At 51.7% G+C, this 25,730-nt stretch carries 23 protein-coding genes; 19 read left to right on the plus strand and 4 right to left on the minus strand.

The window, feature by feature from the left end:
* The first annotated feature begins 261 nt into the window (after positions 1–261).
* The 9 genes from OHJ21_RS22720 to OHJ21_RS22760 all read left to right on the plus strand — a co-directional run bounded on the left by OHJ21_RS22720 (position 262) and on the right by OHJ21_RS22760 (position 10,369).
* Complete coding sequence (locus OHJ21_RS22720; protein ID WP_486021222.1) at positions 262–1,599, plus strand: ABC transporter substrate-binding protein; 1,338 nt, start codon at positions 262–264, stop codon at positions 1,597–1,599.
* Positions 1,599–2,555 (plus strand): carbohydrate ABC transporter permease, encoded by a 957-nt coding sequence (locus OHJ21_RS22725; protein WP_486021223.1) that lies wholly within the window; start codon positions 1,599–1,601, stop codon positions 2,553–2,555. Before OHJ21_RS22720 ends, OHJ21_RS22725 begins: the two co-directional genes overlap by 1 nt.
* Positions 2,545–3,405: a carbohydrate ABC transporter permease gene (locus OHJ21_RS22730; RefSeq protein ID WP_100539890.1), complete on the plus strand. Its 861-nt coding sequence runs from the start codon at positions 2,545–2,547 to the stop codon at positions 3,403–3,405. The genes OHJ21_RS22725 and OHJ21_RS22730 overlap by 11 nt, the downstream gene beginning before the upstream one ends.
* Before the next feature lie 245 nt (positions 3,406–3,650).
* Complete coding sequence (locus tag OHJ21_RS22735; RefSeq protein WP_100539891.1) at positions 3,651–4,370, plus strand: glycerophosphodiester phosphodiesterase; 720 nt, start codon at positions 3,651–3,653, stop codon at positions 4,368–4,370.
* A gap of 364 nt (positions 4,371–4,734) precedes the next feature.
* Complete coding sequence (locus tag OHJ21_RS22740; RefSeq protein ID WP_411829534.1) at positions 4,735–6,183, plus strand: MDR family MFS transporter; 1,449 nt, start codon at positions 4,735–4,737, stop codon at positions 6,181–6,183.
* A 28-nt stretch (positions 6,184–6,211) separates the two neighbouring features.
* Positions 6,212–6,811: a TetR/AcrR family transcriptional regulator gene (locus tag OHJ21_RS22745; protein ID WP_243390909.1), complete on the plus strand. Its 600-nt coding sequence runs from the start codon at positions 6,212–6,214 to the stop codon at positions 6,809–6,811.
* 166 nt (positions 6,812–6,977) lie between these two features.
* The gene (locus OHJ21_RS22750) at positions 6,978–8,009 is read left to right on the plus strand and encodes a copper amine oxidase N-terminal domain-containing protein (protein WP_486021224.1); all 1,032 of its coding nucleotides are present in this window, start codon (positions 6,978–6,980) and stop codon (positions 8,007–8,009) included.
* 145 nt (positions 8,010–8,154) lie between these two features.
* The gene (locus tag OHJ21_RS22755) at positions 8,155–9,477 is read left to right on the plus strand and encodes an MFS transporter (RefSeq protein ID WP_326111487.1); all 1,323 of its coding nucleotides are present in this window, start codon (positions 8,155–8,157) and stop codon (positions 9,475–9,477) included.
* Complete coding sequence (locus OHJ21_RS22760; protein ID WP_411829531.1) at positions 9,443–10,369, plus strand: polysaccharide deacetylase family protein; 927 nt, start codon at positions 9,443–9,445, stop codon at positions 10,367–10,369. Before OHJ21_RS22755 ends, OHJ21_RS22760 begins: the two co-directional genes overlap by 35 nt.
* A gap of 102 nt (positions 10,370–10,471) precedes the next feature.
* On the opposite strand, the gene OHJ21_RS22765 is transcribed toward OHJ21_RS22760, so the two are convergent.
* Complete coding sequence (locus OHJ21_RS22765) at positions 10,472–11,203, minus strand: hypothetical protein (protein ID WP_486021225.1); 732 nt, start codon at positions 11,201–11,203, stop codon at positions 10,472–10,474.
* A gap of 162 nt (positions 11,204–11,365) precedes the next feature.
* Here OHJ21_RS22765 and OHJ21_RS22770 point away from each other — a divergent pair, with 162 nt between their 5' ends.
* From OHJ21_RS22770 to OHJ21_RS22780, 3 genes are all read left to right on the plus strand, one after another.
* Complete coding sequence (locus OHJ21_RS22770; protein ID WP_100539898.1) at positions 11,366–12,085, plus strand: response regulator transcription factor; 720 nt, start codon at positions 11,366–11,368, stop codon at positions 12,083–12,085.
* Positions 12,082–13,446: a sensor histidine kinase gene (locus OHJ21_RS22775; protein ID WP_326111484.1), complete on the plus strand. Its 1,365-nt coding sequence runs from the start codon at positions 12,082–12,084 to the stop codon at positions 13,444–13,446. Before OHJ21_RS22770 ends, OHJ21_RS22775 begins: the two co-directional genes overlap by 4 nt.
* A 249-nt stretch (positions 13,447–13,695) precedes the next feature.
* Positions 13,696–15,126, plus strand: a complete 1,431-nt coding sequence (locus tag OHJ21_RS22780; RefSeq protein ID WP_486021313.1) for an aspartate ammonia-lyase — start codon at positions 13,696–13,698, stop codon at positions 15,124–15,126.
* A 166-nt stretch (positions 15,127–15,292) separates the two neighbouring features.
* Here the strand turns inward: OHJ21_RS22780 and OHJ21_RS22785 are convergent, their stop codons facing one another.
* Positions 15,293–15,730: a hypothetical protein gene (locus OHJ21_RS22785; protein WP_486021226.1), complete on the minus strand. Its 438-nt coding sequence runs from the start codon at positions 15,728–15,730 to the stop codon at positions 15,293–15,295.
* A 411-nt stretch (positions 15,731–16,141) separates the two neighbouring features.
* Here OHJ21_RS22785 and OHJ21_RS22790 point away from each other — a divergent pair, with 411 nt between their 5' ends.
* A complete protein-coding gene (locus tag OHJ21_RS22790; RefSeq protein WP_486021227.1) occupies positions 16,142–17,773 on the plus strand; it encodes an ATP-binding protein in 1,632 nt (543 codons plus the stop codon).
* 128 nt (positions 17,774–17,901) lie between these two features.
* On the opposite strand, the gene OHJ21_RS22795 is transcribed toward OHJ21_RS22790, so the two are convergent.
* Together OHJ21_RS22795 and OHJ21_RS22800 are read right to left on the minus strand one after the other, a co-directional pair.
* Entirely contained in the window at positions 17,902–18,360 is a 459-nt protein-coding gene (locus tag OHJ21_RS22795) for an SAM-dependent methyltransferase (protein WP_100539903.1), read from the minus strand.
* Between the two features lie 19 nt (positions 18,361–18,379).
* Complete coding sequence (locus tag OHJ21_RS22800; RefSeq protein WP_100540246.1) at positions 18,380–19,180, minus strand: helix-turn-helix domain-containing protein; 801 nt, start codon at positions 19,178–19,180, stop codon at positions 18,380–18,382.
* 211 nt (positions 19,181–19,391) lie between these two features.
* Here OHJ21_RS22800 and OHJ21_RS22805 point away from each other — a divergent pair, with 211 nt between their 5' ends.
* The 6 genes from OHJ21_RS22805 (at position 19,392) to OHJ21_RS22830 (ending at position 25,700) form a co-directional block, all read left to right on the plus strand.
* Positions 19,392–19,844, plus strand: a complete 453-nt coding sequence (locus OHJ21_RS22805; RefSeq protein ID WP_100539904.1) for an SRPBCC family protein — start codon at positions 19,392–19,394, stop codon at positions 19,842–19,844.
* 352 nt (positions 19,845–20,196) lie between these two features.
* A complete protein-coding gene (locus tag OHJ21_RS22810; RefSeq protein WP_100539905.1) occupies positions 20,197–21,528 on the plus strand; it encodes a hypothetical protein in 1,332 nt (443 codons plus the stop codon).
* 467 nt (positions 21,529–21,995) lie between these two features.
* On the plus strand, positions 21,996–23,090 hold the full coding sequence (locus OHJ21_RS22815) for a DUF4349 domain-containing protein (protein ID WP_100539906.1): 1,095 nt from the start codon (positions 21,996–21,998) through the stop codon (positions 23,088–23,090).
* A gap of 171 nt (positions 23,091–23,261) precedes the next feature.
* Entirely contained in the window at positions 23,262–23,396 is a 135-nt protein-coding gene (locus OHJ21_RS22820) for a hypothetical protein (protein ID WP_279300474.1), read from the plus strand.
* A 205-nt stretch (positions 23,397–23,601) separates the two neighbouring features.
* Positions 23,602–24,618: an NAD-dependent epimerase/dehydratase family protein gene (locus OHJ21_RS22825; protein WP_100539907.1), complete on the plus strand. Its 1,017-nt coding sequence runs from the start codon at positions 23,602–23,604 to the stop codon at positions 24,616–24,618.
* Positions 24,618–25,700 carry a dihydrodipicolinate synthase family protein gene (locus OHJ21_RS22830; RefSeq protein WP_100539908.1) on the plus strand — a complete coding sequence of 361 codons (1,083 nt, stop codon included), beginning with the start codon at positions 24,618–24,620 and terminating at the stop codon, positions 25,698–25,700. Before OHJ21_RS22825 ends, OHJ21_RS22830 begins: the two co-directional genes overlap by 1 nt.
* Positions 25,701–25,730 lie beyond the last annotated feature (30 nt).

A 25,730-nucleotide genomic window follows, 5' to 3' on the forward strand; every position in this document is an offset into this window, starting at 1 on the left:
TTTGCTAGGGGTGGAGACGATGAGATAACCCGAGTAGCAGCTACTTTAGCTTTTATAGGAGGTGGTGGCTCTTAGGTTGCGCTCTTTTGACGTCTCTATTTTTGTGCGCTTTTTAAAGGGTAGACGGGTTGATTGGATGGGAGAATTCCCTCATTCCTTTAGGATCCGCGTGCCGTTGAACCGGCTATTGGATGAAGTGGATAGACAGCAGTGATGAAGGATGAATGGTGAATAGATTCGAGAGGGGACAACAGATCATCTATGAAAAAGAAAACATGGTTGTTAATGTTACTGACCATATTTATGGTGATTACCACGGCTTGCGGAGGCGGGGGTGGTAGTGAAAGTGCCGGAGGCGAGGTTTCGCTCGATGATGTGGAAGCCGCTTCGATGGATATGAAGAATGATACAACGCCTGTTAAAATTCAGTACTGGCATGCCCACGCGGATGCCCAGCTGGAAGGCTTGAACTACATGATCGCAGAGTTTCAGAAGAAGTATCCGCATATTACGGTAGAGCCGGTGTTCCAAGGCGGTTATCCTGATCTTCACAAAAAATTGTCGGCTGCCGTGGCTGCGAATGACGTGCCTGCTGTAACAAATGTTGAGGTTGCGTCCTTGCCAAACTTTGCGGACAGCGGCGTGTTCTCTGATTTGGGCCCATGGATTAAGCGCGATGAAGTGAAGATGGACGATTTCGCCAAAGGGATGCTGAATGCATATGCATTCAATGGCAAGCAATATGGATTCCCTCTGATCGTCAGTACCAGCGTGTTTGTATACAACAAAACGATGCTGGACGAGCTGGGTGTAGAGCCGCCGCAGAAGTGGGATGAGATCGATGACTTTAATGCAAAGGTAACGAAAAAAGAAGGCGACAAAACGACGCGTTATGCCTTCTCCGTTCCAGGCTGGGATACGTGGTACTACGATCCGTGGAACATTAACGGCGGCGGACAAATTCTGACCGAGGACCTGAGTGCTTCGGCCGTTGAGACCGAGGATTCTCTCCGGTACCTCCAGAACTTCTACAAGTGGCAAAATGAAGGCAGTATGCATATGGGCTTCGGTAAAGGAGCTTCCGATAATATGCGCCAGATGTTCCTGAACGGAGAAATCGCCATGGTGCAGCATTCATCGGCTCTGCTCAAGATGTACCGCGAGAATGCGGACTTTGAGGTTGGCGTATCCTTTATCCCTGGAGATAAAGTGCGGACCTCCAACATTGGCGGCGCGGGGATCGTCATGATGGACGGTGCCGAGGATCTGGAGAAAGAAGCGGCTTGGAAATTCATCGAGTTCATGACTTCGGCGGAGCATAACATTAAGTGGGCTGAATCCGTTGGATACCTGCCGACAAGAAAATCCGCGATCGAGTCTGAAGAGGGCGATCAATATTTCGAAAGATGGCCGCAATACAGAGCGGTATACGAGCACTTCGACGAAGTAACGCCGCGCCTGCAGCACCCGGCTTACCCTGAATTCAGCGAAGTTTACAAAGAAGTCATAGGGGAAATGGTGCTGAACAAAAAAGATCCGATACCACTTATGCAGGATGCAGCCAAGAAGATCAACGATATTCTGGCTGACTATGAGTGATGCCTATGGAGACCAATAAACAAGTGACAAAGGCGGCGTCCAATCGGGCGACCGCTTCGGTCTCTAAACGGATGTCCCATACGTTGATCGAGAAGTGGAAGGACTTTTCGTTCGCGGTCCCGGCGTTGTTATTCATGGGCGTATTTCTGTATTATCCCCTGGGCTATTCCGTGTACATCAGCTTTACGAACTGGAACATGACGCGACCCCTGAAGAAGTTCGTGGGTGTCGATAACTATACGCGCTTGCTGTCGAACCCGGATTTCTATCACTCCTTGAAGGTCACGTTCTTGTATACCGTCATGGACGTTGTATTCACGCTTGTCATCGGGCTGCTGCTGGCCCTGCTGCTCAACGTGTCGTCGTCACGGTTGTTCGGTTTCATGCGCGGCGTCATTTTTATGCCCTATTACATCTCAATGGTTGTCGCGGCCATGGTATTTACATGGATTTACAATGGACAATACGGGCTATTGAATTCCATTGTTTCCTGGTTCGGCATGGAGCCGGTCGAGTGGCTGACCAACCCTTCGACGGCATTGCCGGCACTGGTTGCCGTTTCGGTCTGGAAGGGCGTCGGCTTTGCCATGATTCTCTTTATTGCAGGCATGCGCGGGATTCCGGCCGAGTATTATGAGGCAGCTTCGATTGATGGAGCCAGCAAGTTCCGACAGTTCCGCAACATTACGCTGCCGCTCTTGTCGCCTATGACCCTGTTTCTTGTCATCACCAGCTTTATCTCCTCCATGCAGGTGTTCCAGTCGATCGACGTCATGACAGGCGGCGGTCCGCTCAAGGCAACGAATGCGATTGTGTACTGGATCTATACGATGGCCTTTGATGAATTCAAAACAGGAAGAGCATCGGCGCTTGTCATGATTCTGTTTGTAATCATATTGCTGTTAACATTGGTACAATGGGTGGTCAGCAGGAAGAAGGTGCACTATGAAGGATAATTATATGGCCGGATCCGCAAAGAACCGAAAGACCTTGATGACGCTCCGCATGATCGGAGCCGTGATCGTGACGCTCTTTATGTTCTTTCCGGTGTATTGGCTGCTGATCAGCGCGCTTAAGACGCAGTCTGAGATGCGGATGGCCATACCTACATTCTGGCCGGAAACCTTTGCTTGGCAGAACTTTGCCGAAGCCTTCCGGGTTATCCCTTATGCAAGATTTTTCGGCAATACGCTGCTCATGGCGGTTGGAACCATTATTTTGCAGCTGAATGTGGCGCTTATGGCGGCGTTTGCATTTGCAAAGGGGAAGTTCTGGGGACGGGACGCGCTGTTCTTGCTCGTTCTCGCCGCATTGATCGTGCCGGAGCAGGTTATTTTCGTTCCGGTATACGTCATGATGTCCAAGCTGGATTGGCTGAATACGTTCTGGGCGCTCATTGTGCCTCACGGGGCTTCCGCCTACGCGATATTCCTGCTCAGGCAGGCGTTCAAAACGATTAACAACGACGTGCTGGAAGCGGCGCGCGTGGATGGAGCCGGTCGTTTCTCCATTCTGTACAAGCTGTTGTTCCCGATGGCGATGCCAACGATCGTTACCATGGGCGTGTTAATCTTCATCTCGTCCTGGAACTCGTATTTCTGGCCGCTGATCATGACCAACAACAACGACATGCGCGTGCTTACCGTAGGCATTGCGATGCTGAGGGATTCTATCGCCGGAAATGAAGCCATGTTCTTCAATGTCATTATGGCGTCCAGCGTCATGGCGATTATCCCGATCGTGCTGGTCTTTACGGTCATGCAGAAGCATATCGTGGCCGCGATGGCGAATTCGACGTTTAAATAATTCGTATAACCGTGATTAAGCAGGTATCCCAGACGGTGTGGAAATGGTGGGTAAGGATACACCGCCATACCGTCTCTTCGTTTTCTCCCGAAGGTTATGATCTGCTGCAGACAGCAGGGATCGGAAAGTTCATGGCGAACAGTTCTATAGAGCTTCAAACGGCGATTCGATCACGTAAGTCCGCCCTTTTGTGGCGACAGTGTGATCGAGGCCATCAATCGACTTATATATGGAGGGAATGGCACATGGAAGTACGTGGATTGGCCCATAGAGGGTATCCGCTGAAATACCCGGAGAACACGATGCTGGGCTTTCGGAAAGCGTTGGAGCTTGGCTTCTCGCACCTGGAGCTGGATGTCCAGCTGACGAAGGACGGCGTGCCCGTAGTGATCCATGATCCGACGGTAAACCGGACGACCAACGGAACAGGAGCAATCAGTGACTTCACGCTGGAGGAAATACGCAAGCTGGATGCAGGCCAGGGAGAAGTCATTCCCACTCTGGAGGAAGCACTGCGTTTTGCCAAGGATCGGATGATCGTTGACATTGAACTGAAGCAGATGGGGGATACCTACCCCGGCCTGGAACAGAAGGTCATTGACGTGATAAAGGAAACGGGCATGGAGAAGCAGGTATTCCTGACCTCCTTCGATCATTATTCCATTGCACGGGCTCGCACGCTTGATCCTGACATCGAGCTGGGTCTAGTGATATATGGGGCCACGCCATCGGTCTTTCCTTACCTGGAGGAGATCGGCGCTCGCTATGTTTCCGTCAAATATGTGTACGTGACCCCTTCGTTTATGGAGGAGGCGCGCAAGCGGGGGATCCAGCTCATTGTCTGGACGCCGGATGATGAGGCCGTGCTGGCTTCCCTTGCCCAGTACCCCGACCTGTTGATTGTAACGAACAATCTGGAGGGCTGGGCCAGAGTTTACAAGGAGAAGAATGCGCTGAACGCGTAACGTAACGGTTCCAGGGGCTGACTTGCTTACCTGAGTGACGTATAGCGTATACAGGACACTTGCATTTGAAACGTCAGGGATCTTTAGAAGTAAACCTTACAGTCGGCATGTGTATAGAATAAGGATCTGTCCTTAGTCGCGATTAGGGGCAGATCTTTTTTTATTAATAGCTTGAATATCCGATATCCTGCGTGTTTCTGCTACTGAACCCAGCAAATAACGCTGCAGGATTCATCTTTGCTGCCAATTTTGAAAATTAAATGAAAATTTTCAGTTGACCTGCGGACAATTGTCCGTTAAAATGAAAAACGCATTACCGGACAATTGTCCGTATACAGAGATAAGGGAGGATAAGGTCTTGGATATGGGAGTGGGGCCAAGTTCGGCCAAGATTGATTTAAGCAAAATAAAGAGAGGGCCGATTGTTGCCGCACTGATTATTGGCGCGTTCGTTTCCATCTTGAATGAGACACTGCTGAACATCGCTTTCCCAAGTTTGATGGAGCAGTTTGGTATTGGGGAGTCGACGGTGCAGTGGCTTTCAACCTCCTACATGCTGGTTGTCGGTATTCTGGTGCCGGTCACGGCGCTGCTGCAGCTGTGGTTCACGACAAGACAGATGTTTATAGGCGCCATGTCGCTATTTCTTATAGGTACGATTGTCTGCGGATTTTCACCGGTGTTTGGTGTGCTGCTGGTAGGACGTATCCTGCAAGCGATCGGAACGGGGCTTATGCTGCCGGTTCTGATGAACACGATACTTAGTATTTATCCGCCTCAGAATCGCGGAGCCGCCATGGGGATGATCGGTCTTGTCATCATGACTGCCCCGGCGATCGGACCGACGCTGTCCGGTTTGATCGTGGACGCCCTGAACTGGCGCTGGTTGTTCTATCTGGTCATTCCGCTTGCTGCGTTCTCCATTGCATTCGCAGCGGCTTTCCTTAAGAACGTATCGATACTGACCAAGCCGAAGGTCGATTATATTTCGATTATTCTGTCTACTATCGGTTTTGGGGGTATCGTATACGGATTCAGCAGTGCCGGAGAAGGCACTTGGTCTGATCCGAAGGTAGTATGGTGCATTACGGCAGGGGCTATCAGCTTGCTGCTCTTCGTATGGCGCCAACTGAAGATGAAGGAACCGATGCTGGATCTGCGCACCTTCAAATTTCCGATGTTCTCGCTCGTAACCGTGCTGATGCTGGTGCTGATGATGAGCATGTTCTCCACCATGATCATGCTGCCATTGTTCCTGCAGAACGCACTGGGCTTAACGGCGCTTGCAGCAGGCTTGGTCATGATGCCTGGCGGTATCATCAACGGATTGATGGCGCCGATCACAGGAAAGCTGTTCGATAAATTCGGACCTAGGGTTCTGATTATCCCTGGTCTTGCTCTTTTGAGCGTCGCCATCTTCCTGTTCTCGGGCATCGACTCTTCATGGACTGGTGGTTATGTCATCTTCCTTCATGTTATGATGATGATAGGGATTTCGATGGTTATGATGCCGGCCCAGACTACAGCCTTGAATCAGCTGCCGCGCTTGCTGTATCCGCATGGAACAGCCATCATGAATACACTGCAGCAGGTAGCCGGGGCCGTAGGTATGGCGCTATTTATCAGCATCATGACAGCAGGTGCTAAAAATTACGTTGAAACAACCGGGGATCTCAATCCGGTAGAGAGCATGGTTGCCGGTCTTCATAATGCTTTCGTAATCGGACTCGTTCTTGCAATCATCGCCTTAGTACTGGGCTTATTTGTTAAACGTACAACTTCACCCGTTGAAGAAGAACAGTCTGCTGCATAAGGTTCCCGTGTGTTCAAATTAGAAAGGGATGCGTGCATTGCCGAAAGAGAATGACGAGTTGGGTCAAAAGATTTTGGATACGGCTCAGGCTTTATTTAATAAATACGGAGTCGAGGACGTCTCCATGCATCAAGTGGCGAAAACGGCCGGGATCGGGCAAGGCACCTTGTACCGCCGTTACCCCAGCAAGAGCAAGATTTGCTTCACACTGATGGAAGCCAAGATCGATCGGTTTATGGAAGGGCTGGACGTTTACCTTCAGAGCAGCGATGGTGAACCGGTGGCTCATCGGCTGCGTACGGTGATCACAAAGGTCATTCTGCATTTCAATGAAGATTTGGAGTGGCTAAGGGTGATGCTGACCTCTGACCGTCTGGAGGACACCAAGAACATTATGTGCGAGAACCCGCCCTTCACGTTTTTGCGATTACAGATCAAGCGCCTGCTGGAGCTTGCGGCGGAGCAGGGAGTACTGATGCCGCTTGACCCTCAGTTTACCTCTGTGATGCTCGCATCTCTGCCGCGCGCGGATATCATTCTGTACATGCGTGATATGGGATACAGCGCGGAGCAGATTGCGGAGGAATATTGCAGAAGCTTTGTTGACCCGCTGTTTATCCATCGCTAAGCCAGATAAAGAGGCCGTTTTGGGAGACTTGATAAGTCTATCCCGGAGCGGCCTTTTTCGCGTCTATCGGTACGTTTACTTATCATTTCATTGCAACATTTGGCAAATACAGCCCGTCAGTATAGTAGTACACGATCATTTAAGGCACCTAGAAAGGATGATGAACATGAACAAACAATGGAAGAAGCAAGCGGCGACGCTGATGGTTGCGGCCATGGCAGTTTCCGGTGGCGCAGCGGCTTATGCAGCACCCCAGGCTGGAGGCAGCCAGGAACAAAAACCAGTCGTGATCTCGGCTGTCATTGATTATGGAGTTCTGGTTAACGGTAAGGAAGTGGCGGGCGCCGGTTATATGAACGCCGATGCGAAGCAGGTCATGATCCCGCTGCGCAGCGTATCCGAGGCGCTCGGATTCGAACTGGAGTGGAATCAACAGGACCGCTCTGCGGAGCTGACAAAATCGGGATCCCCGATCTGGACCCTTGTGCAAACAGGTAAAGACCAGTATACGATTAACAAAATGTACAAGTCCCTCGGTGCTGCGCCGGTAAACGTGAAGAGCACGCTCTATGTTCCGGCTAATTTCTTCAGCGAAGTGCTCCATGCTAACGTATCGGTTGATGGCACGAAGGTGAGCATCTCGTCCGAAGAAGAGATCAAGAAGGAAACCGTAAGTGGTACAATCAGTGAAATTATGAATAATGAAGATCGCAAAGCCGTTCACATTAACGGCACGGGAACCGAGGGAATCGTGCTGAATGTGGATGAGAGCACGATCATCCGCGATGCGGAAGGCAAGAAGATCGAGTTAAAGGATCTTGCGAAAGGGATGGAGATTGAAGCCGTTCACAGCATGGCGATGACCATGAGCCTGCCTCCTCAGACCTATGCTTATGAAATCAGCGTGAAACCGGACAATGAAGAGACGGAGCAGCTCGCTACAGCTGGTGCCATTACGGATATCAACGCCGATGGCGGTAACCTGCGCGTAACGATTAAGGGCAAGGGATTAACGGAACAATCGCCGAGCGAAGTGATCCTGAATCTGACGCCGGAGACGGTGATCGTAAATAAAGAAGGTAAAACTATGAAGTCCAGTGAACTGACTGGAGAGGCGGAGATTATCGGATACTACAGCCCGGTACTGACCAAGAGTCTGCCGCCAATTGGCAATGCTATCAAAATCGTTCTTCAATAAGGAATGTAAATAAGAAGCCTGGCGGATGACGCCAGGCTTCTTTAGTCGTTTGACGACCTCCTTACCTTCCTGATGAGCAGGTATATTCTTGCCATGCGCAGAATACTGTACAACAAAATCGTCCATAACGGATGGAGGGAAACGGATGAAGCGCAGTTGGGTGAATTCGCCGTATTCATTTTCGCTTGGCATGTTTGCCATGATGGTCCCGAGCCAGGCGTTCAGCTCCTTTTACATCTTTTTCTACGTGGATACCTTGGGTCTTGGCATAGGATTGGCTTCTTTGGCACGCACGGTATTTCTCATCTGGGATGCGGTTAACAATCCGCTGATGGGGTATTGGTCCGATCGCACCAAGACCCGGCTGGGGCGGCGCAGGCCGTGGGTGTTCGGCGCCATTCCGCTGTTCATGCTGACCTTCGTGCTGGTGTTCTCGCCGCCGGAAGGATTATCGCAGAACGGACTGTTCATGTGGTTCCTGGTTGCCCTTATCCTGTATGAAGCGGTAGCGACCGTATTATGGGTCAACTATGGAGCACTGTTCCCCGAACTGTTCCGCGGAGACCGCATCCGGGCGAAAGCCTCGGCCATCCAGCAGGGCTACCAGGTTGTGGCGCTATTGATCGGTACCGCGCTGACCCCGATTATTTATGACGCCATGGGATTTTCGAATATGGCGATTCTGTACGCGCTGCTGTTCGGGGTGTTCATGTTCCTCTGCATGATGAGCGTGCGGGAGCAAGAGGTGTACAGTGCAAGCGAACCGCTAAAGCTTGTCCAAGCATTCCGCGAAACCTTGCGCAATAAGAAGTTCTGGGTGTTTAATATCGCCAATTCATTTGCCCAGACGGTAAACGGACTAATAAGCTCGACGATCCCTTTTTATGCAAAATACGTGCTCAGGATCCCTGACAATCAAGTATCCATTCTGCTGGCAGCCGTGTTTGTATCGGTCATTCCGCTGGTATTCGTCTGGTATTGGATGATCCGAAGAATGGATGGTGTGAGAGCTTGGCGGTTGTCGCTTGGCGTGTATGGTCTTTCGGTCATTCCGCTCTGGTTTGGTTACGATCTGATCAGCGGGATTCTGGCAGGCATCGGCGTTGGGTTCGGTCTGGCGGGATTTCTGGTAACGCCGGCCATGGTTAGCGGCAACATTATCGATGAGGATGCGGAGCGGACGGGGCTGCGCCGAGAGGGGATCTATACGGCTGTCAGCGGATTTATTACGCGTTCCAGCGGATTGATCTCTGCCCTGGCATTTTTTGTTGTCGGCATGATATTCGGGTATGAAAGCGGTGACAATCCGGGAAACGACCCGGAATCGACCTTCAGGTATTTGATCAGTGTCGTTCCATTGTGCTTGCTGGCCATTTCCTTCCTGCTATCGTTTGCAACCAAAATCGAATTCTCTAAAACCATAGGAGGCGGGCATGAACATGGAACGAAGACTGATCATCAACTGTGACGATTTCGGACAAAGCAAGGCCATGAATGAGGCGATCCGGCATCTGCTGGAGGAGAACAAAGTCTCCTCGGCAACCATCATGACCGTGGCTCCCGGCTTTGAAGAGGCAGCCTCCTGGGCCGCACGCCGGCGCCAACCCAATGTGGGGCTGCATCTGACCTTGACGAGCGAATTTGAGGCTCTGCGATGGCGCAGCTTGACGGGGCATCCCTCCCTTCATGATGCCAGCGGTCATCAATACCGGACCGTTCAGGAGTTTGAACGGGGAGCGGAGCCGGGGGCTGTGCTAAAAGAGCTGGAGGCGCAGTACCGGCTGGCGAGCAAGGCCGGCATCCGCATCAGCCATGTGGATAATCATATGGGCAGCCTGTACGGGATGGAAACGGGACGGAGCCTCATTCCGCAGATGCTGTGGAAGACTTCGCGTTGGCGCCTCCCCGCACGACTATTCCGCTATATCCACCCGGAGGACCCGCTGCTCAGCTCGCTGCCGAATATCGAGCGTCCGGTCGCGCTCGCCGCAGGCCTTGCTGATACGTTTGGCGTGCCGATCCCGGATTATCTGCTCTCGCATCCGTTTCCTGTTGTCGAGGGGGAGAGCTATGAGAGCTTCAAGCAATCGCTGATTGATAAGCTGTACAGACTCCCAGAAGGGGTCAGCGAAACCTATGTCCATCCCGGAGCGGAGGATGAATGGATGCTGGCGAATATTCCGAATTGGGAGAAGCGGGTATGGGAGTACCGGCTGCTGTTCGATGACGATTTTGCTTACGGACTGCGGGATGCCAAAGTGATCCTGACGGATTACCGCTATGTGGAGGAGAACTTGAAGCGGCCCCGCGTGCGCTCGGCCGTTAAGCTGATAAAGGTTATGGCGAAGAAAACCCGATAAGTCCCCTAGTAAGCACAAAGCAACCCCTGCCGCGGCACCGGCAGGGTTGCTTTGTGTTTTAAGTACGATTGGCTTTCGCCGGCACATGCAACTCCGTATAAGTTACTTCGCTTCAGCTTCCAGCTTGGCGATCTGCTCCTTGTATTGGTTCAGCAGCTTCGCCAGTGCTTCTTTAATAGCATCCGAGTCCTTGGAACCCACGGCTTTAAAGAGGTCGATTCTGGCATGGATGAACGCCAGATCTTCATCGCTGATCTTCACTGCATCAAAACTTGCTGCATCGCTGATCTTCACGGCCTCCAAAATTGCTGCCTCGCCATGGATCACGTCGTGTTTCACTACGCCGGCATCGGTTTTAACGACTTCGGCCACTTCTATTGCCGTACCTTCCAGTGGAGAAAACTCCTTGATCTGGGCTGCTTTGAATTGCTTAATATCCCCGCTGTCCACGGACCCTTGGATATCTGCAGCCGGAGTAGCCCTCACGGCAATTGCAATTCCGAATTCACCATCTGCCGTAACCGGCTTTGCATCACCGTTATCTGCAGCGACAGCCGTAGCCTCCGAGAAAAAGAATGTTCCCTCGGCTCCGGCAAGCTTTCCGTATTTCTCCAGCGATTCCTTCCAGTCCTGAACCGTTTCCGGCGCGTATTTCTCAGCCAATTCCAGCGGATTCGGCATAACGGAAATGGTGGCAGTGGTTGCAACGGGTGCGCTTTTGCTTGGTGGTTTCGGCACATCACTTGTGTCAGCGCCTGAAGCATGTACGGGGAGAGCGGCTGTACCGAGCAGGGCGGCGGAAAGGGCGAGCTTGCCAAACAGTTTGTATTTCATCGAATATAACACTCCTTATCGGGTTGGTTTGTCTTACAGTACCCAGTGTACGAGTCAGCATTGGCAGAACATTGGTGTATTTGTGGAAAAATAATGGCAATCCCCATTCGATTCCCGCAGCTTGGTATACTGAGGGAAGATGAAGCCCGGAGGTCTATATATATGAACCAAAATTATCTCATCGCCGTGGTTGACGATGATCAGCATATACGAAATTTGGTGGAAGCTTATTTGCGGAAGGAAGGCTATCGGACGGTGGGCCTTGCAACGGCAGAGGAAGGCTGGGAGATGTGGAGAACGACCCCGCCGGATATGTGGGTGCTGGATATTATGCTGCCTGGCATGGACGGCTTCGAATTGTGCCGGCGGATACGCGCAGAGGCCGAGGTCCCGATCATCATGATCTCTGCGAAGGATAGCGAAGTGGATAAAATACTGGGGCTTGAGCTGGGAAGCGATGACTACATGGTCAAGCCGTTCAGCCCCCGCGAGCTGGTTGCCCGAATCAAACGGCAGCTAAACCGATGGTACAAATTCCATCAGGAGGAGCGTGTTCCGCGGCTTGCTGCGGCTTCCCCGGAGCTTAGCAACGGAAGGCTTCAGTTAATGCTGGAGGAGCGGCGCGTGTTCTGGGATGGGGAAGAAGTGGATATGACCAACAAGGAATTCGAGATGCTGAAAGTGTTCGCTGAGCATCCGAACCGTGCGTTTACAAGGGATGAGCTGCTTACCTCCGTATGGGGCGACGACTACTTTGGTAGCGACCGTGCGGTCGACCATCTCATTAAAAGGCTTCGCAAGAAGGTGGAGCAGCTTCCGATCGAGGCCATCTGGGGGCATGGATATCGAATGAGAATGGATGGGGAGGAATCATCGATATGAAGCTGGTGCATCAGATCAATCTTGCGTTTGCCTTATCGCTAATACTCGTGCTCTCTGTGACGGCGGTCGTGATTCATTATGTGCTGATGGACCATTTTATCGGTACGCAGAGAAAGGACATGCAGACCATAGGGGCTGAGCTGACGGCAAAACTCGAAACCGCGGCCGCCCAGAGCATTCCTATAGAGAGTGCTCCATTGGCTGTTAGCGGGTTGACCGCGGCACAGGTTGCGGAGGTAGGCGTAATCATCCAGGATAGCGAAGGGAATGTGGTCAGCTCGACTCCGGTAACTCCCTCCGCCCAGTTCATGGTAAGTCAGGCGATCCGTCCGGACTATGTGGCTTCGTACTCATCTGCAGCGAGGAGCGGACAATTCCTCACCGAGGTGACGGCGGTTCCCCAAGGGACGATGACGCTGATCACGCCGATCAGCAAGATCAAGGCCATCGAGCAGGCGCTGATGGGGCGTTTGATGCTCGTATTTGCTGTGGGGGGCGTAATCATGGTTATCTTAAGCTTGTTCATCACCAAGAGATTGATTAAGCCGCTCATGCTGCTGCGGGAGGAATTGAAGAAGGTGAAAGAGCGTCAGTTCTCCGAGGTTCAGCGGGTGTCGGCAAGCGGAGAGATCGGCGTAGTTGCAGAGTCTGTGTACGAAATGGCGGGTGAGCTGGAGCGGTACAATCATGTGCAGAAGCAATTCTTCCAGAACGCATCCCACGAGCTGAAGTCGCCGCTCATGTCCATCTCCGGGTATGCGGAGGGAATTCGGGACGGGGTATTCGAAGGGGAGGAGATTCGCAAAGGCCTGGATATCATTATGAGTGAGAGCAGCCGCATGACCAATATCGTGACCGAGATGACGCTGCTCGCGAAGCTGGACAGCGAGGACGACATCTTTAAGGCAACGGCGGTCAATTTGAAGGAGCTCGTGGAGGAAACGATCGAAAGAGTCAATCCGGTCTTGGTGAAAAAAGGATTGTTCGTGCATCCTTCCTATGGCGATAACGAATCGTTAATGGTGTATGCTGACCGGGATAAGCTGCTGCAAGCGCTGCTGAACATCGTCTCGAATGGAGCAAGGCACGCGAGCAAGCATATATACATTCAAGCCGGTATCCAAAATGGCCGGGTATTCCTCACCGTTTCCGATGATGGCGAAGGCATATCCGAGGAACTGCTTCCGTATTTGTTCCACCGGTTTGTGAAGGGCAAGAATGGGGAGTCCGGTCTGGGTCTGGCCATTGCTCGCGCCATTGTGGAGCGCTGCGGAGGTCTGATCACGGCAGGGAATCGAACAGAGGGAGGGGCCGTCATCTCGGTAGGTTTCCCTCCGCTTAGGAAGACCGCCGTCTTCTAGTTCAGGTGTGTCCCCATCATGGTCTACAGACAGAATCATCACGATGGGGTAAGAGGGGCCTTTTCTGGGTAATTATACTTAGATATGGTCTCTTTTTTTGCGCATTCGCACATAACATTCAATATTCTCTAACAAAACGCGTAAGCTATAGAGGATTTCAAGTGGGAAGGCAGAATTCTGTATATATCCGGGCAAGCTGGATGATAACAGGTGACAAGCATGATACAAAATAATCAAAAGGCGATGGTGATGTTGTCCATGGATACGCAGTATCGAATTGAAAAAGATTTTCTGGGGGAAAAACAGCTTCCTGTGGAAGCCTATTACGGGATTAATACGGTTAGGGCGGTAGAGAACTTTCCGATCAGCGGGGTACCCATCCATGCAGAATTGATATCTGCACTGGGCGAAGTTAAGAAAGCCGCAGCCCTGGCGAACATGGAGCTTGGCCTGCTGCCGAAAAAGATAGGCAGTGCCATTATAGAGGCGGCAGACGAGATCATCGCGGGCAATCTTCGTTCCGAATTTATTGTCGATTCCATCCAGGGCGGAGCAGGCACTTCGATCAATATGAATATGAATGAGGTGTTGGCAAACCGAGCGCTGGAGATTTTGGGAAAACAGAAGGCCGAGTATTTCTACTGCAATCCTAATAATCATGTTAATATGTCGCAGTCCACGAATGATGCCATCCCGACGGCGATCCGCATCGCGTCTTACCGTCTGACGCAGGATCTGCTTGAGGTGTTCCGGACCCTGGTTGCCGGCATTCAGGAGAAGGCCAAGGAATTTGACGATGTCATCAAGATGGGGCGCACGCATCTGCAGGATGCGGTACCGATTCGACTCGGACAAGAGTTCGGGGCTTATGCCAATGTTCTGACGCGTGACATTAACCGGATCGAGCGTGCCGCGCAAGGCTTGTTAGTCGTTAATATGGGCGCGACCGCGGTAGGCACGGGGCTTAATGCAACACCGGACTATATGCACAGCGTCGTCCAGCATTTGATTGAGCAGACAGGCTTCTCCTTGAAGCAAGCCGAAGATTTGGTCGATGCCACCCAGAACACCGATGCGTATATGGAATTGTCGGCTGCGCTCAAAGTGTGTGCCGTGAACTTCTCGAAAATGTGCAACGATATCCGCTTGATGGCTTCCGGTCCGAGAGCGGGCTTGAACGAATTGAACGTACCGGCAAGACAACCGGGTTCGTCGATTATGCCGGGCAAGGTCAATCCGGTGATGGCCGAGGTCATGAACCAGGTGTCGTTTCAGGTTATCGGCAATGATCATACGATCAGTTTGGCATGCGAAGCCGGGCAATTTGAGCTTAACGTCATGGTTCCGGTCGCAGCGAACAACTTGATGCATTCCCTCAAAATCCTGAAGAACGGCATGGATGTGTTCTACAAGGATCTGATGGTCGATCTTACAGCGAATAAGGAACGCTGCAAGTACTTCGTCGATAACAGCTACGGCATTATTACGGCGTTGAACCCGCATCTGGGTTATGACGTAGCCTCCAGACTGGTGAAGGAAGCGCAGAAGACAGGCCAGAGCATCAAGGAGATTATTCTGGAGCAGGGTCTTTTGACAGAGGAACAGATCCAGGTCATTCTGGACCCTTACCATATGACATCCCCGGGCATTGCCGGAGAAGAGTTCCTGCTAAATCAATAACGTGTACCATTGTTTTATCGATACAAAGAGCCGACCAAGATGTAGATCTTGGATCGGCTCTTTTTTTGGTGCTGTCGGTTATCTTTGGCGGATGACATAGATAAGGGCTTATGAAACCGATTGAGTCCAGTTGAAAGATAATACCGGCAGGTTAAGGGGAATGGTATTATGGATGGTTGATTGCAGATATAAGGGAGGCGATGACGTTCTTCTCGGGATCATCCAGCTCCTTTTCCGTTTGCCACTGATCGAGTTTTTGTTTCACCTGTGAAACATCCTGGTAACCGAGCTGATACGCAATACTGGAAATGACGCTTTGCCTGTTAGCATCGTCACTCAAATCGGCGAGTGTTTGAACTACGCCCTCCATGTCTTTGGTAAACAATTCTCCTGCGATGGCGGCATATTGCTCGGCAGAGGCACCGTCGAGATTGGTGGTTGCCATGAACAGGCTCCTGTAGTGTTCGGGTTTGATAAGGGACCGGTGGGTATACAGCAGCTCCAGAGTCTCCAATGTTTTGCCATTGCTCAGGCGGTTGTATTCTGTCCAGTCCATGCCTTCCAATCGAGCAAGCATGTTCGTGACTTTATCCTCGGTACTCATGTCTTCTCCTTCATATAATGAAAATACGTTTTCCGCCGTACTGTTGTAGTCCGTCACTGCAGTTGTCGGAGTTCAGATGATGGAGCCGGGGCTTCGACTTGATTGCTCGAACAGGCTGTTACAAGAAATAGAACGGCCATGAGGAACAAATAAGCCATATTGGGTTTGAACATGGATTCTCATCTCCTTTACATCCTAAACGGATATTTCCAGTAAAGAGTTACATAAACAGGAGAAAAGGATAGGAATATAATTCCAATCGCCTGCTTATCCCGTATATCTTCATAAATGGTAAGATGAAGGCTGCCATATTCACATTCGATTAAGTTTACTGGCAGGCTCCATCTGCCGATAAAAGTGATAGAATAAACGTTAGGTTACATTAAGTGGCAGTATGATAAAAAGGGGTATGTGATTTTGGATAATCGATGTGGTGAAATAACCGATCAGGAGATCATTCAGCGAACTAAGCAGCAGTGTATAGACAAGGGGATGAACCCGGAGCTTCTTCCAACACATACGAATCGATTGAATGATGAGGTATTGGCCGCAAGGCGTGCAAAATATAAAGAATACATCGAAGTGATTCAAGTTTTCGTGAATAAGTTCCTTTCCTCCGGATCAGGAAATCCTGTCGTGATTACGATTACGGATAACGAGGGGTTCATTCTTGATATGGAAGGGGACCCGACCATCATCGAAACAGCCCGGTATTTGGGGATCATCGAGGGCAAAGGCTATTCCAAAGAAGACGGTCCAAGCTCAATTGATCTCTGTCTCCGGTACGAACGGCCGTTTACGTTGATAGGAGAGGACCATTTTCATCACATTCTTCACCGCATGGCATGTTATTCGGCCCCCTTTCACGGTGAAGATGGGAAGGTGATCGTAGGAACGATCTCTCTAATGACGAACAGGGAGTTTGTTCACCCGCATTTGCATGCTTTGTTGTGCACGATGGCCGATTCCCTGGAACGGGAGATGGTTACCCGCAAACAGAACACGCAGCTGCAAACCTTGAATCAGGTGCTCCTCGGAACGAATCATTATGGCGTGATCATTACCGATGCAAAGGGCCAGATTCTGGAGATGAACGAAACGAGCTTAAGCCTGCTGTGCCCGGACGACAGCACCCGGAACCGCACTCGATATGTGGGCCGCACGGTGTTCGGTATTAAGCCGATTGGCGAGTATTACGAGCGGGTGATACACCGGCAGCAAATCTGCATCGGAGAAGAGCTTTCGCTTGAGATATCGGGAACCATGAATCACTATATACTTGATGTTCAGCCTGCATATGGCCGTGAGGGACAGCTCATGCGGGTGGTCGGTTTTCTTCGTGATATTACAGAGATGAAGCGTACGGAGGAAGTGCTGCGGAATACGGAAAAGCTGGTGTTTGCCGGACAGGTTGCCGTAAGCATAGCCCATGAAGTGCGCAATCCCCTCACCACGGTGAAGGGATTACTCCAGCTAGCGAATAAGGACGCCTGTCTTCGGCACTATGACCTGATCATGTCCGAGCTGGAGCGGGCCAATCTGATGGTAGGGGAATTTATGATTCTGGGCAAGCCCCAGGCTGCGGTCTGTAAGCTTGAGGATTGCGGTGAAATTCTGGAAGAGGTGCTTCACTTGTTTGCCATTCAGGCGGAGCTTGGCGGGATCGAGATGACCCAAAACATAGGGCAGAATGCAACGATTCTATGTGACCGGAACCAGATTAAGCAGGTTTTTCTTAATATTCTGAAGAATGCGATGGAAGCCTTGCCGCATGGCGGGAACATCCACATTCATCTGGATGTGCAGGAAGGATATCAACGCGTGATCTTTACGGATAACGGCTCCGGCATGACGGACGATGTGCTTCAGCGGATTGGGGAGCCTTTTCATACGACTAAGCCGGACGGCAATGGCCTTGGCATGATGATTGTCCACCGGATCATGGAGAGCCACAATGGCCGGATCGTCATCCGGAGCGAGGAAGAGCGGGGGACATCGGTTGAGATAAGTCTGCCGATCTCGAGTCAGAGCCCGTCTAGTTAAGCTGATTAACGATTAAGGTTATGCAGAATGATGTGATCAACAGAAACAGCGCTGACCAAGCCAGTCCCTTGAACCTCAAGGACAGGCGCGGCAGCGCTGTTGTTTCTGTAGGATGAAGTACTTCATCATTATTCCCAGTAACGGGACATGATGTCTGTAGCCCATTCGGGCTGCTTGGTCTTCGTCTTCGGCAAAAATTCTTCCATGACAGGTTTGATATCAACGACGGGAGTCCCGTCTATGGCATCCAGCCCTTTAACGAAAACGGACCTGCCCTCTCTGCTTACCAACTCCACTATGGTAGCTCCTAGCTTGTTGGGGCGGTTCTTGCCGCGCTGGGCGAAGATACCGACCTTGGGAAAGCTCGGATTATTTCGCGGATGTCTCGCCGCGTATTGGATGCTGTCGTCCTGGACGAGATGGAATACATAGATGATTTCAAGGTGGCTGAACGTTTCAATCCCATCCAGGGAGCTTTCATCCCATTCTTCGCCCAGCTTGATCTCCGAGATGACGTCCCCCCAGTAATCATCCTGAATCGCCTTTCTTTCGTTATGGATCGTTCCGATCGCCTGTATCGTATACATGCGGTTACCTCCTTCAGATTTATCGTTCCTTCATATAAACTTCCGGCGTTTTACCGATCACCGCTTTAAAATCCCGGATAAAATGCGACTGGTCATAATACCCCATATCCATGGCCAACTCCAGCACATCCTGATGATCAAGGCCTTCGAGGATTTCAGCGGCGTTTTGCAGCCGGTACAGGCGAATCACCCATTTAGGGCTTACTCCAACGTATTGCTTGAACAGGCGCTGGAGTGATCTCGGGCTCATCTGGAACCATTCGCTAACCTGCTCGACCCGAATGATGTCCCGGTTGTGATGAATTTGATCGATCATGGTATGAATCCGTTCGATCTGTTCATCCTCTTCGGGAAGAATGCGGCGAATAAGCTCCTCCATGTACCTAACCTTTTGCTCCGGCTCCTCTGCGGTCAATAGCTGCTGCTCCAGCGTATGGGGCTCGACTTGGAGAATCTCCATGGTTCCTATGGAGGAATCCGTCAGACGGTCCATGGACGTGTTCACGAACGGATAGAATCCGCCGGGTCTGAACTTGATTCCGAATACTTGCCCTCTGCCCTCCAGATGGTGGGAGTGCCTGGTGCTGGATACGCCATAGAAAGCGGTTCGATAAGGCTGAACAACCAAGTTGGCGCAAGGATTAGGAACAACATCCTGCAGATGAGGCTCTTGATCGGTTAAATCCCAATGAATGATCCAGTAATGCTTGATGAAATAGGAAAGGTCCCTGGATGGGGGAACTCGCAGGAGCTGGAACTTCTCTTCGGCTCTTTTCATGTTCAAGATGCCGAGACTGGGCTGATGAGGATGCTGAATCATGGACATAAACACCTCCAATATCTCCGTAGCAGATCTAAATCGATGGACCGCTAGCCCGCGTATGTGACTTGAGCTTGAAGTGATTCCACAGGTTGCAGATTGTCGCATTTTTACAATACTTGGATCACAGCTGCTTGATAACATCATCATATCACAGGAGGACAAGCCGGTCTTCCTGCACATTTTATGGATATTAGGAGGAGAAAGCCGCATGGAGCCGTTACAATATGAGTTTTATATCGGAGCTTCGCCGGAGAAGGTATGGGATGTCTTAACTTCGCCGGAGGGAACGCGGGCCACCTTTTTCGGGAGTGAGCTGAGGTCTTCTTTTCAAGTAGGGGAGCCTTACGCTTATGTGGGACCGGGGAATGACGGGGAGGAGACGGTTCATGTCTATGGGAATGTTCTGGCTTATGAGCCGCAGAAGACACTGAGTCTCTCCGAGCATCCGGGTCCGTCGTATTACGCGAATCATGAGGAGTTGGAGTCCCGCATTACGTTCACCCTCGAGCCGGTTGGGAATTGTACCAAGCTGACGCTCGTCAATGATCAATACACGCCGGATCATCCGTCCCGCGCCAAGGCAGCGGACAGCTGGTGGATGGTCATGAGCATTTTGAAGACCTATGCGGAGACGGGACAGACTCTGGATCTGGGCTGGTAGCCTCATGTGTGAATAATCGGCATATGGTCAATAGCATCCAAGCATACCCGGACCGTGCACCTGCCATGATTCATGAATTCGATATATATCCAGGATAGTAAGCCTATTAAAGAGCCGTAATGGCTCTTTTTTGTTGCTTTTGGGTATGTGTTTGTTCTGGCTCGCGGTGTCATGATGGTTATCGCATGAGACAACAAGTCAACGCTCGGGCAGTACGCAGGGTGCATTCGTTTATGCGGGGAGGACCGCGTTTCACTTGCCAAATTTTCGATAGCGGGTATGATTTAGGTATCCATGCCGGCTTGCCGATAAGCGGCCTGTCGGAAATGGGAAAGATGGGAGTGAAGGAAACGTGACGGAGCGGAGGCAACTTCCTGTCCAGCAAATTCGTATCGGTATTATCGGAACCCAGACGATCGTTGATAAAATCTTGAAGGTTATTGAATCCTTTCCCTCCTTTGACCCCGTGCCGCTTGTTTTTCAGGATGATGGCGAAGCGCCGGCATTGGCTGAGCGGATCGGAGGCGAGGTTGAGGTGTTGTTCCTCTCGGATCCGCTGTCTCAGCGCAAGGTGAAGGAGCTTGGGCAGGTCTCGATCCCTGTGCATTATGTCCCCGTCACGGACGCGGGTTTATATAAAGCGCTGTTTCATGCCGGGCAGCGGGGAAGACTGGGTGGCGGCATATCGGTGGATACTTTAACGGAGACGATGGTGGTCCGGACGATAAGGGATCTGGGTATCCCAGCTGTACAAGCTGTTATTTACGATGGACCGGCTTATGCCCCGAAGGGGAAGCTGATTGATTTTCACCGTCTTCAATATGAATCCGGCGGGTGCTCCGTTGCATTCACGGGTGTGGAATCGGTGGCCCATGAGCTGACGAGGCTCGGGGTCCCTAATGAGTGGCTGCTGCCTTCCGATCAGGATATCGTGGTATCGCTGGAGCGGGCTTTGCTGTCCACGGCATCCCGCCGGAGCAGGGAAGGTCAGATCGTGGTCGGGATGATCAATATAGATGATTTTGGAACCCAGGCGTTAAGACGGAATAATGAGCACGAGGTGCAGAAGCTGAAGCTGGATATTCACCGGATGGTGCTCGATTATGTGGAATCGCTGGATGGTTATTTGACCCATCTGGGTGGGGACGAGTATCTGTTCTTCACGACGCGCGGCATCTTTGAACGGGAAACCGGCGGCTACAAAACGATTCCCTTGGCCAAAGACGTGAACAAAACCTATGGTATTTCGCTCAGTATCGGCATGGGTTTCGGCCAATCGGCGAGCATGGCGGGAACCAATGCACGCATTGCGATGCGGAAATCAAAGGAGGTTGGCGGCAACGCCTGCTTTATTGTCCGAGAGGATGGAACGCTGATAGGACCGCTGGAGATGGCAGATCCTGTACAGGAAGTACTGTCTTTTACGGATGCAGAGCTGATCAAGCGGGCAGAGGATGCCGGAATGACGAGTGCCTATTTAAGCAAGCTGCTGAACCAGCGTGCCCGTTCGGGTAAATATGAATACAAGGTCCATGAGCTCGCTCACCTGCTGGACATTACCGTCCGCAGTGCACATCGGCTGCTCCAGCTGTGGACCGACAATGATTTGGTCGAGGTTGCCGGAATCGAGAAGGTGCCTAGAGGAAGGCCAAGGCAAATCTTCAGATTTACGTTTTTGGAGTAGCGCTGCGAAATTGCTTTGGGAACGGGCGCCTCTTCCGTTATGCGACGGAGGAGGCGCTTTTCCTGCACCGTTTTTCTAACGAAAAAGGCGCGGTGGTGCCATATCGACATGTCAAATACGGTCCAGGTCGGCCAATATGGTGTCCGTTAATTCGTCGCGATAAACTCTAGTTTCATGATTTTCCTCCTCTATCGCTTGATGCCGATTGTTCGGAAACAAAGTCGCGAAATGACAGGCTATCTGCCAGGAGAGTTCCGGAAAAGCTGCAGGCCAGTTTGAACATGCCGGTGTGCATTGACAATGACCTTCGTACTTACCGTATACGGCGAAGCGATACATGGAGCGGGCAAGGGTTTCTCGAAGTAATGGCCCCGCTTTAATAATTTTTTTAGCGTGCTCGCAACCTTCCAGATGATGGAACCGTTAGTAGATAAAATGGAAAATATTTATCTACAGGGGGTTGAAGTATGGGAAAGCGGGGTTCATGGATTGCTGCTTTGATGCTTATCGTATTGCTGGTCAGCGGCTGCTCTTCGGGTTCTCAAGACAAAAGCGCCGGAGGTGCCGCGGTCGTCGAACCGCAAGCAACATCGGCCGATCAAGCCTCAAACAAAACAGATGGAGGTGAGGCGGAAGCCAAAAGCGAAACGGCGGTTACGAGCAAGACCAGCGTCGAGGAGCCGGCATCGGCGGATGCCCAGCTTCCGAATATGCCATCGTCTGCCCAGGTTTCCGGCACTGGCTTTAACTCGCAGGATTTGTCAAGCGGACTCAACCAAAAGCTGATGTACAAAGCAAATATCGTGATGGAGATTCAGGACTATGGAAAAGCGCAGTCGGAAGTCCGGAACTCGGTGACGCTCTCCGGCGGTTATATCGTTAATTTCAGCGAAACCCAGTCCAGCAGCGAAAAAGGTGGCACGTTTATTGTGAAAGTTCCTGCAAACGGTTTCTCCTCCTTTTTAAACCGTTTGGAGAACATTGCGCATGAAAACCTGCAGCGAAGCATCGAAGGGCAGGACGTGACCGAGGAATACGTCGATTTGGAATCCAGGCTCAAGGCAAAGCAAATCATGGAGGAGCAGTTCGTCGCCTTCATGAAAAAAGCGACCAAAACGACTGACCTTGTCGCTTTTGCCAACGAGCTGGAGCGTATTCAATCGGAAATCGAGCAGATGAAAGGCCGGATGCGTTACATTGACCAAAACGTGTCTTACTCCACGGTGGAAATCCGGCTTTACGAGACGCCTCAAAAAAAGGATGATCCCAAACCGTCCGCCATTCAGGCGCCGCTCGGGCAGCGGGTTTCCGAAGCTTTTCAGGGCAGCATCGACGTGATCACCATCATCGTCCAATGGATTATCGTCATCCTTTCAGGCTCGCTTCCCGTATTGGTCATCGCGGCCTTCGTTCTGATCATCCTATGGCTGGCGCGAAAATCGGGTCAGCGGAAAAGGGAAGAGGCAGCCCGAATACGAAAGTTGCTCAATAACGGGCCGACATCTGAGCAAGGGCGTGTGGAAGGCCATGAGAACGAGGAAAAACGATTGGAAGACGAATAACGCAGGAGCAGATTCGAATACGACTTGAGCTTCATTGTGGCAATCACCTCTAGTTTGCGAAATTAGAAACAGCCGAAAATCCAGGGGAAGGCGGCCAAGGCAAATATTCAGATTCAACTTTCTGGAATAGGATATCAGATATGTACTATAATGGAAGGTGAGGTGATCGTGATGAATAAAATTAAGGTCAAATTTACTCGGTTTGAGAAAATGGTCATCTTCACGATGCTGGGATTGGCAGCCTCCTTTATCATTGCCTTCTTCGTGCTTCGATACATCGTGCTGAACGTTTCGTTTGCTCCCTGACATCAGGGGGCTTTTTTTTATGTATTGTCATGATGAGTCATGAGTCTGTAGCAGCGGTCCCGGTAAAATCCCCATTTCTCGCTGGTAAGCCGCCGAAACGGATTAGTGCATCTCTATCTATTTAAAGACGATTTAAAGATTTGTCTTTATATCAAGCGGGGCCGTATGATGAAGATGAATCATTAATCGGAGGAGGAGATTGTTCATGTTAACCGTTGCAGAATTAGAAGCGAAGCTGGCTGAGCCTTCAGCACAGCTTGTTGCCGATCTGGCGTCTTTGGAGGGGGATATCCTTGTCCTGGGTGTCGGGGGAAAAATGGGTCCAAGTCTTGCAAGGCTGGCTGCCAACGCCGTACGCGAAGGCGGTGGCGGCAAACGGATCATCGGCGTATCCCGGTTCTCGAACCAGGAGGCCAGGCGCGAGCTGGAGGAGGCGGGTGTACAGACGATTTCGTGCGACCTGCTGAACGACGTGGAGCTGCAGCAGCTGCCCGAGGCTCCGAACGTGATCTATATGGCCGGGAACAAATTCGGCACGACCGGCCGCGAATATTTTACTTGGGCGATGAACTCGTATTTGCCGGGCCGGGTGGCCGAGAAATTCAAGCAATCCCGCATGGTGGTGTTCTCATCGGGGAATGTGTATCCGTTCTCGCCGGTGGGCAGCGGCGGAGTCAACGAATCCGTTGCGCCGGAGCCGGTCGGGGAATATGCGCAATCCTGTCTCGGCAGAGAGCGCGTCTTTGAATATTTCTCCCACCAGAACGGTACGCCGATGGCCATTTACCGTCTGAATTACGCCATCGATATGCGGTACGGCGTTTTGCATGAGCTCGCCAGATCGATCCACGAGGACCGCCCGATTCACCTGGCGATGGGGCATGCGAATATTATATGGCAAGGGGATGCCAACGAGATGGCGCTCCGTTCGCTCCTGCATTGCAGCTCGCCTCCCGAAATCATCAACATCACCGGACCGGAGACGATGTCGATTCGCTGGGCGGCACAGGAATTGGCGGCACGGATGGGCAAGGAAGTGACCTTTACGGGTACGGAATCCGAGACCGCACTTCTGAACAATGCTGCGAAATCCCACCAGCTGTTCGGTTATCCGAAGGTGTCTCTGCTGCAGATGCTGGACTGGACCGCAGCATGGGTGCAATCCGGCGGTGAGAGCTGGAATAAGCCGACTCACTTCCAAGAGAGAAAGGGGAAATTCTAATGAGCGGACAGGTTCCTGTAACTCAACGTTTGGCCCCCGAGAAGCTTAAAGCCCTTCACGAAGGGCTCGTCATTCCGGCGCACCCGCTGGCTTTGGACGAGAACCGGAAGCTGGATGAACGCCGCCAGCGGGCATTAACCCGCTATTATGCGGCATCCGGTGCGGGCGGTGTGGCGGTCGGCGTTCATTCGACCCAATTCGAGATCCGCGACAAAGGCATTGACTTGTATGAACCCGTGCTGCGGCTCGCGGCGGAAGAGGTCCGCAAGGCAGAGCTTGACCGGCCCTTCATGTTGGTGGCCGGCGTATGCGGCGAAACGGATCAGGCCGTGGAGGAAACGGAGATCGCCCGCAAGCTCGGCTATGATGCCGTCCTCCTCAGCATGGGCGGGTTAAGCGGCTGGAGCGAAGAGGATATTCTGGAGCGCACGGAGGAGATTGCGAAGAGGATGCCGGTGATCGGTTTCTATCTTCAGCCATCGGTTGGCGGCAAGATTTTCTCCTTTGACTTCTGGCGGTCCTTCGCCGAAATTCCGAATATCGTTGCGATCAAGATGGCTCCCTTCAACCGCTACCAGACGATTGACGTCGTTCGTGCCGTCTGTTATTCGAGCCGCAGAGATGACATTGCGCTCTATACGGGGAACGATGATAACATCGTCAATGATTTGCTTACGACGTATCAATTCCAGGTGGACGGAACGTTGGTCGCCAAGCCTATCGTCGGCGGTCTGCTCGGTCACTGGGCGGTCTGGACCAAGAAGGCGGTGGAGCTGCTGGAAGAGATCAAGGAGGCCCGCACACAGGATCGATTCGCAAAGGAATGGCTGACACGCAATGTGGAGATTACCGACGCCAATGCCGCCTTTTTCGATCCCGCGCATCAGTTTGCAGGCTGTATTCCGGGCATCCATGAGGTGCTCCGCAGGCAGGGGCTGCTGCAAGGCACATGGTGCCTGAATCCGCATGAAACGTTGTCTCCCGGCCAATCAGAAGAGATTGACAGAGTCTACAGAGACTATCCGCATCTGAACGATGACGATTTTATTCGGGAGCACTTGGAAAGTTGGCTGGCGGACTGATACAATGAGGGCAGAATAGTCGAAAGTGGG

Origin of the sequence: Virgibacillus sp. LDC1 (assembly GCF_025792345.1) — a bacterium.
In the GTDB taxonomy this organism is placed as follows: domain Bacteria; phylum Bacillota; class Bacilli; order Paenibacillales; family Paenibacillaceae; genus Paenibacillus_AQ; species Paenibacillus_AQ lautus.

Excerpts from the sequence above, each read along its gene's own strand:
- OHJ21_RS22720 (WP_486021222.1), top strand. The coding sequence starts at position 262 with ATGAAAAAGAAAACATGGTTGTTAATGTTACTGACCATATTTATGGTG.
- OHJ21_RS22725 (WP_486021223.1), top strand. The coding sequence starts at position 1,599 with ATGCCTATGGAGACCAATAAACAAGTGACAAAGGCGGCGTCCAATCGG.
- OHJ21_RS22730 (WP_100539890.1), top strand. The coding sequence starts at position 2,545 with ATGAAGGATAATTATATGGCCGGATCCGCAAAGAACCGAAAGACCTTG.
- OHJ21_RS22735 (WP_100539891.1), top strand. The coding sequence starts at position 3,651 with ATGGAAGTACGTGGATTGGCCCATAGAGGGTATCCGCTGAAATACCCG.
- OHJ21_RS22740 (WP_411829534.1), top strand. The coding sequence starts at position 4,735 with ATGGGAGTGGGGCCAAGTTCGGCCAAGATTGATTTAAGCAAAATAAAG.
- OHJ21_RS22745 (WP_243390909.1), top strand. The coding sequence starts at position 6,212 with ATGCGTGCATTGCCGAAAGAGAATGACGAGTTGGGTCAAAAGATTTTG.
- OHJ21_RS22750 (WP_486021224.1), top strand. The coding sequence starts at position 6,978 with ATGAACAAACAATGGAAGAAGCAAGCGGCGACGCTGATGGTTGCGGCC.
- OHJ21_RS22755 (WP_326111487.1), top strand. The coding sequence starts at position 8,155 with ATGAAGCGCAGTTGGGTGAATTCGCCGTATTCATTTTCGCTTGGCATG.
- OHJ21_RS22760 (WP_411829531.1), top strand. The coding sequence starts at position 9,443 with ATGAACATGGAACGAAGACTGATCATCAACTGTGACGATTTCGGACAA.
- OHJ21_RS22765 (WP_486021225.1), bottom strand. The coding sequence starts at position 11,203 with ATGAAATACAAACTGTTTGGCAAGCTCGCCCTTTCCGCCGCCCTGCTC.
- OHJ21_RS22770 (WP_100539898.1), top strand. The coding sequence starts at position 11,366 with ATGAACCAAAATTATCTCATCGCCGTGGTTGACGATGATCAGCATATA.
- OHJ21_RS22775 (WP_326111484.1), top strand. The coding sequence starts at position 12,082 with ATGAAGCTGGTGCATCAGATCAATCTTGCGTTTGCCTTATCGCTAATA.
- OHJ21_RS22780 (WP_486021313.1), top strand. The coding sequence starts at position 13,696 with ATGTTGTCCATGGATACGCAGTATCGAATTGAAAAAGATTTTCTGGGG.
- OHJ21_RS22785 (WP_486021226.1), bottom strand. The coding sequence starts at position 15,730 with ATGAGTACCGAGGATAAAGTCACGAACATGCTTGCTCGATTGGAAGGC.
- OHJ21_RS22795 (WP_100539903.1), bottom strand. The coding sequence starts at position 18,360 with ATGTATACGATACAGGCGATCGGAACGATCCATAACGAAAGAAAGGCG.
- OHJ21_RS22800 (WP_100540246.1), bottom strand. The coding sequence starts at position 19,180 with ATGATTCAGCATCCTCATCAGCCCAGTCTCGGCATCTTGAACATGAAA.
- OHJ21_RS22805 (WP_100539904.1), top strand. The coding sequence starts at position 19,392 with ATGGAGCCGTTACAATATGAGTTTTATATCGGAGCTTCGCCGGAGAAG.
- OHJ21_RS22815 (WP_100539906.1), top strand. The coding sequence starts at position 21,996 with ATGGGAAAGCGGGGTTCATGGATTGCTGCTTTGATGCTTATCGTATTG.
- OHJ21_RS22820 (WP_279300474.1), top strand. The coding sequence starts at position 23,262 with ATGAATAAAATTAAGGTCAAATTTACTCGGTTTGAGAAAATGGTCATC.
- OHJ21_RS22825 (WP_100539907.1), top strand. The coding sequence starts at position 23,602 with ATGTTAACCGTTGCAGAATTAGAAGCGAAGCTGGCTGAGCCTTCAGCA.
- OHJ21_RS22830 (WP_100539908.1), top strand. The coding sequence starts at position 24,618 with ATGAGCGGACAGGTTCCTGTAACTCAACGTTTGGCCCCCGAGAAGCTT.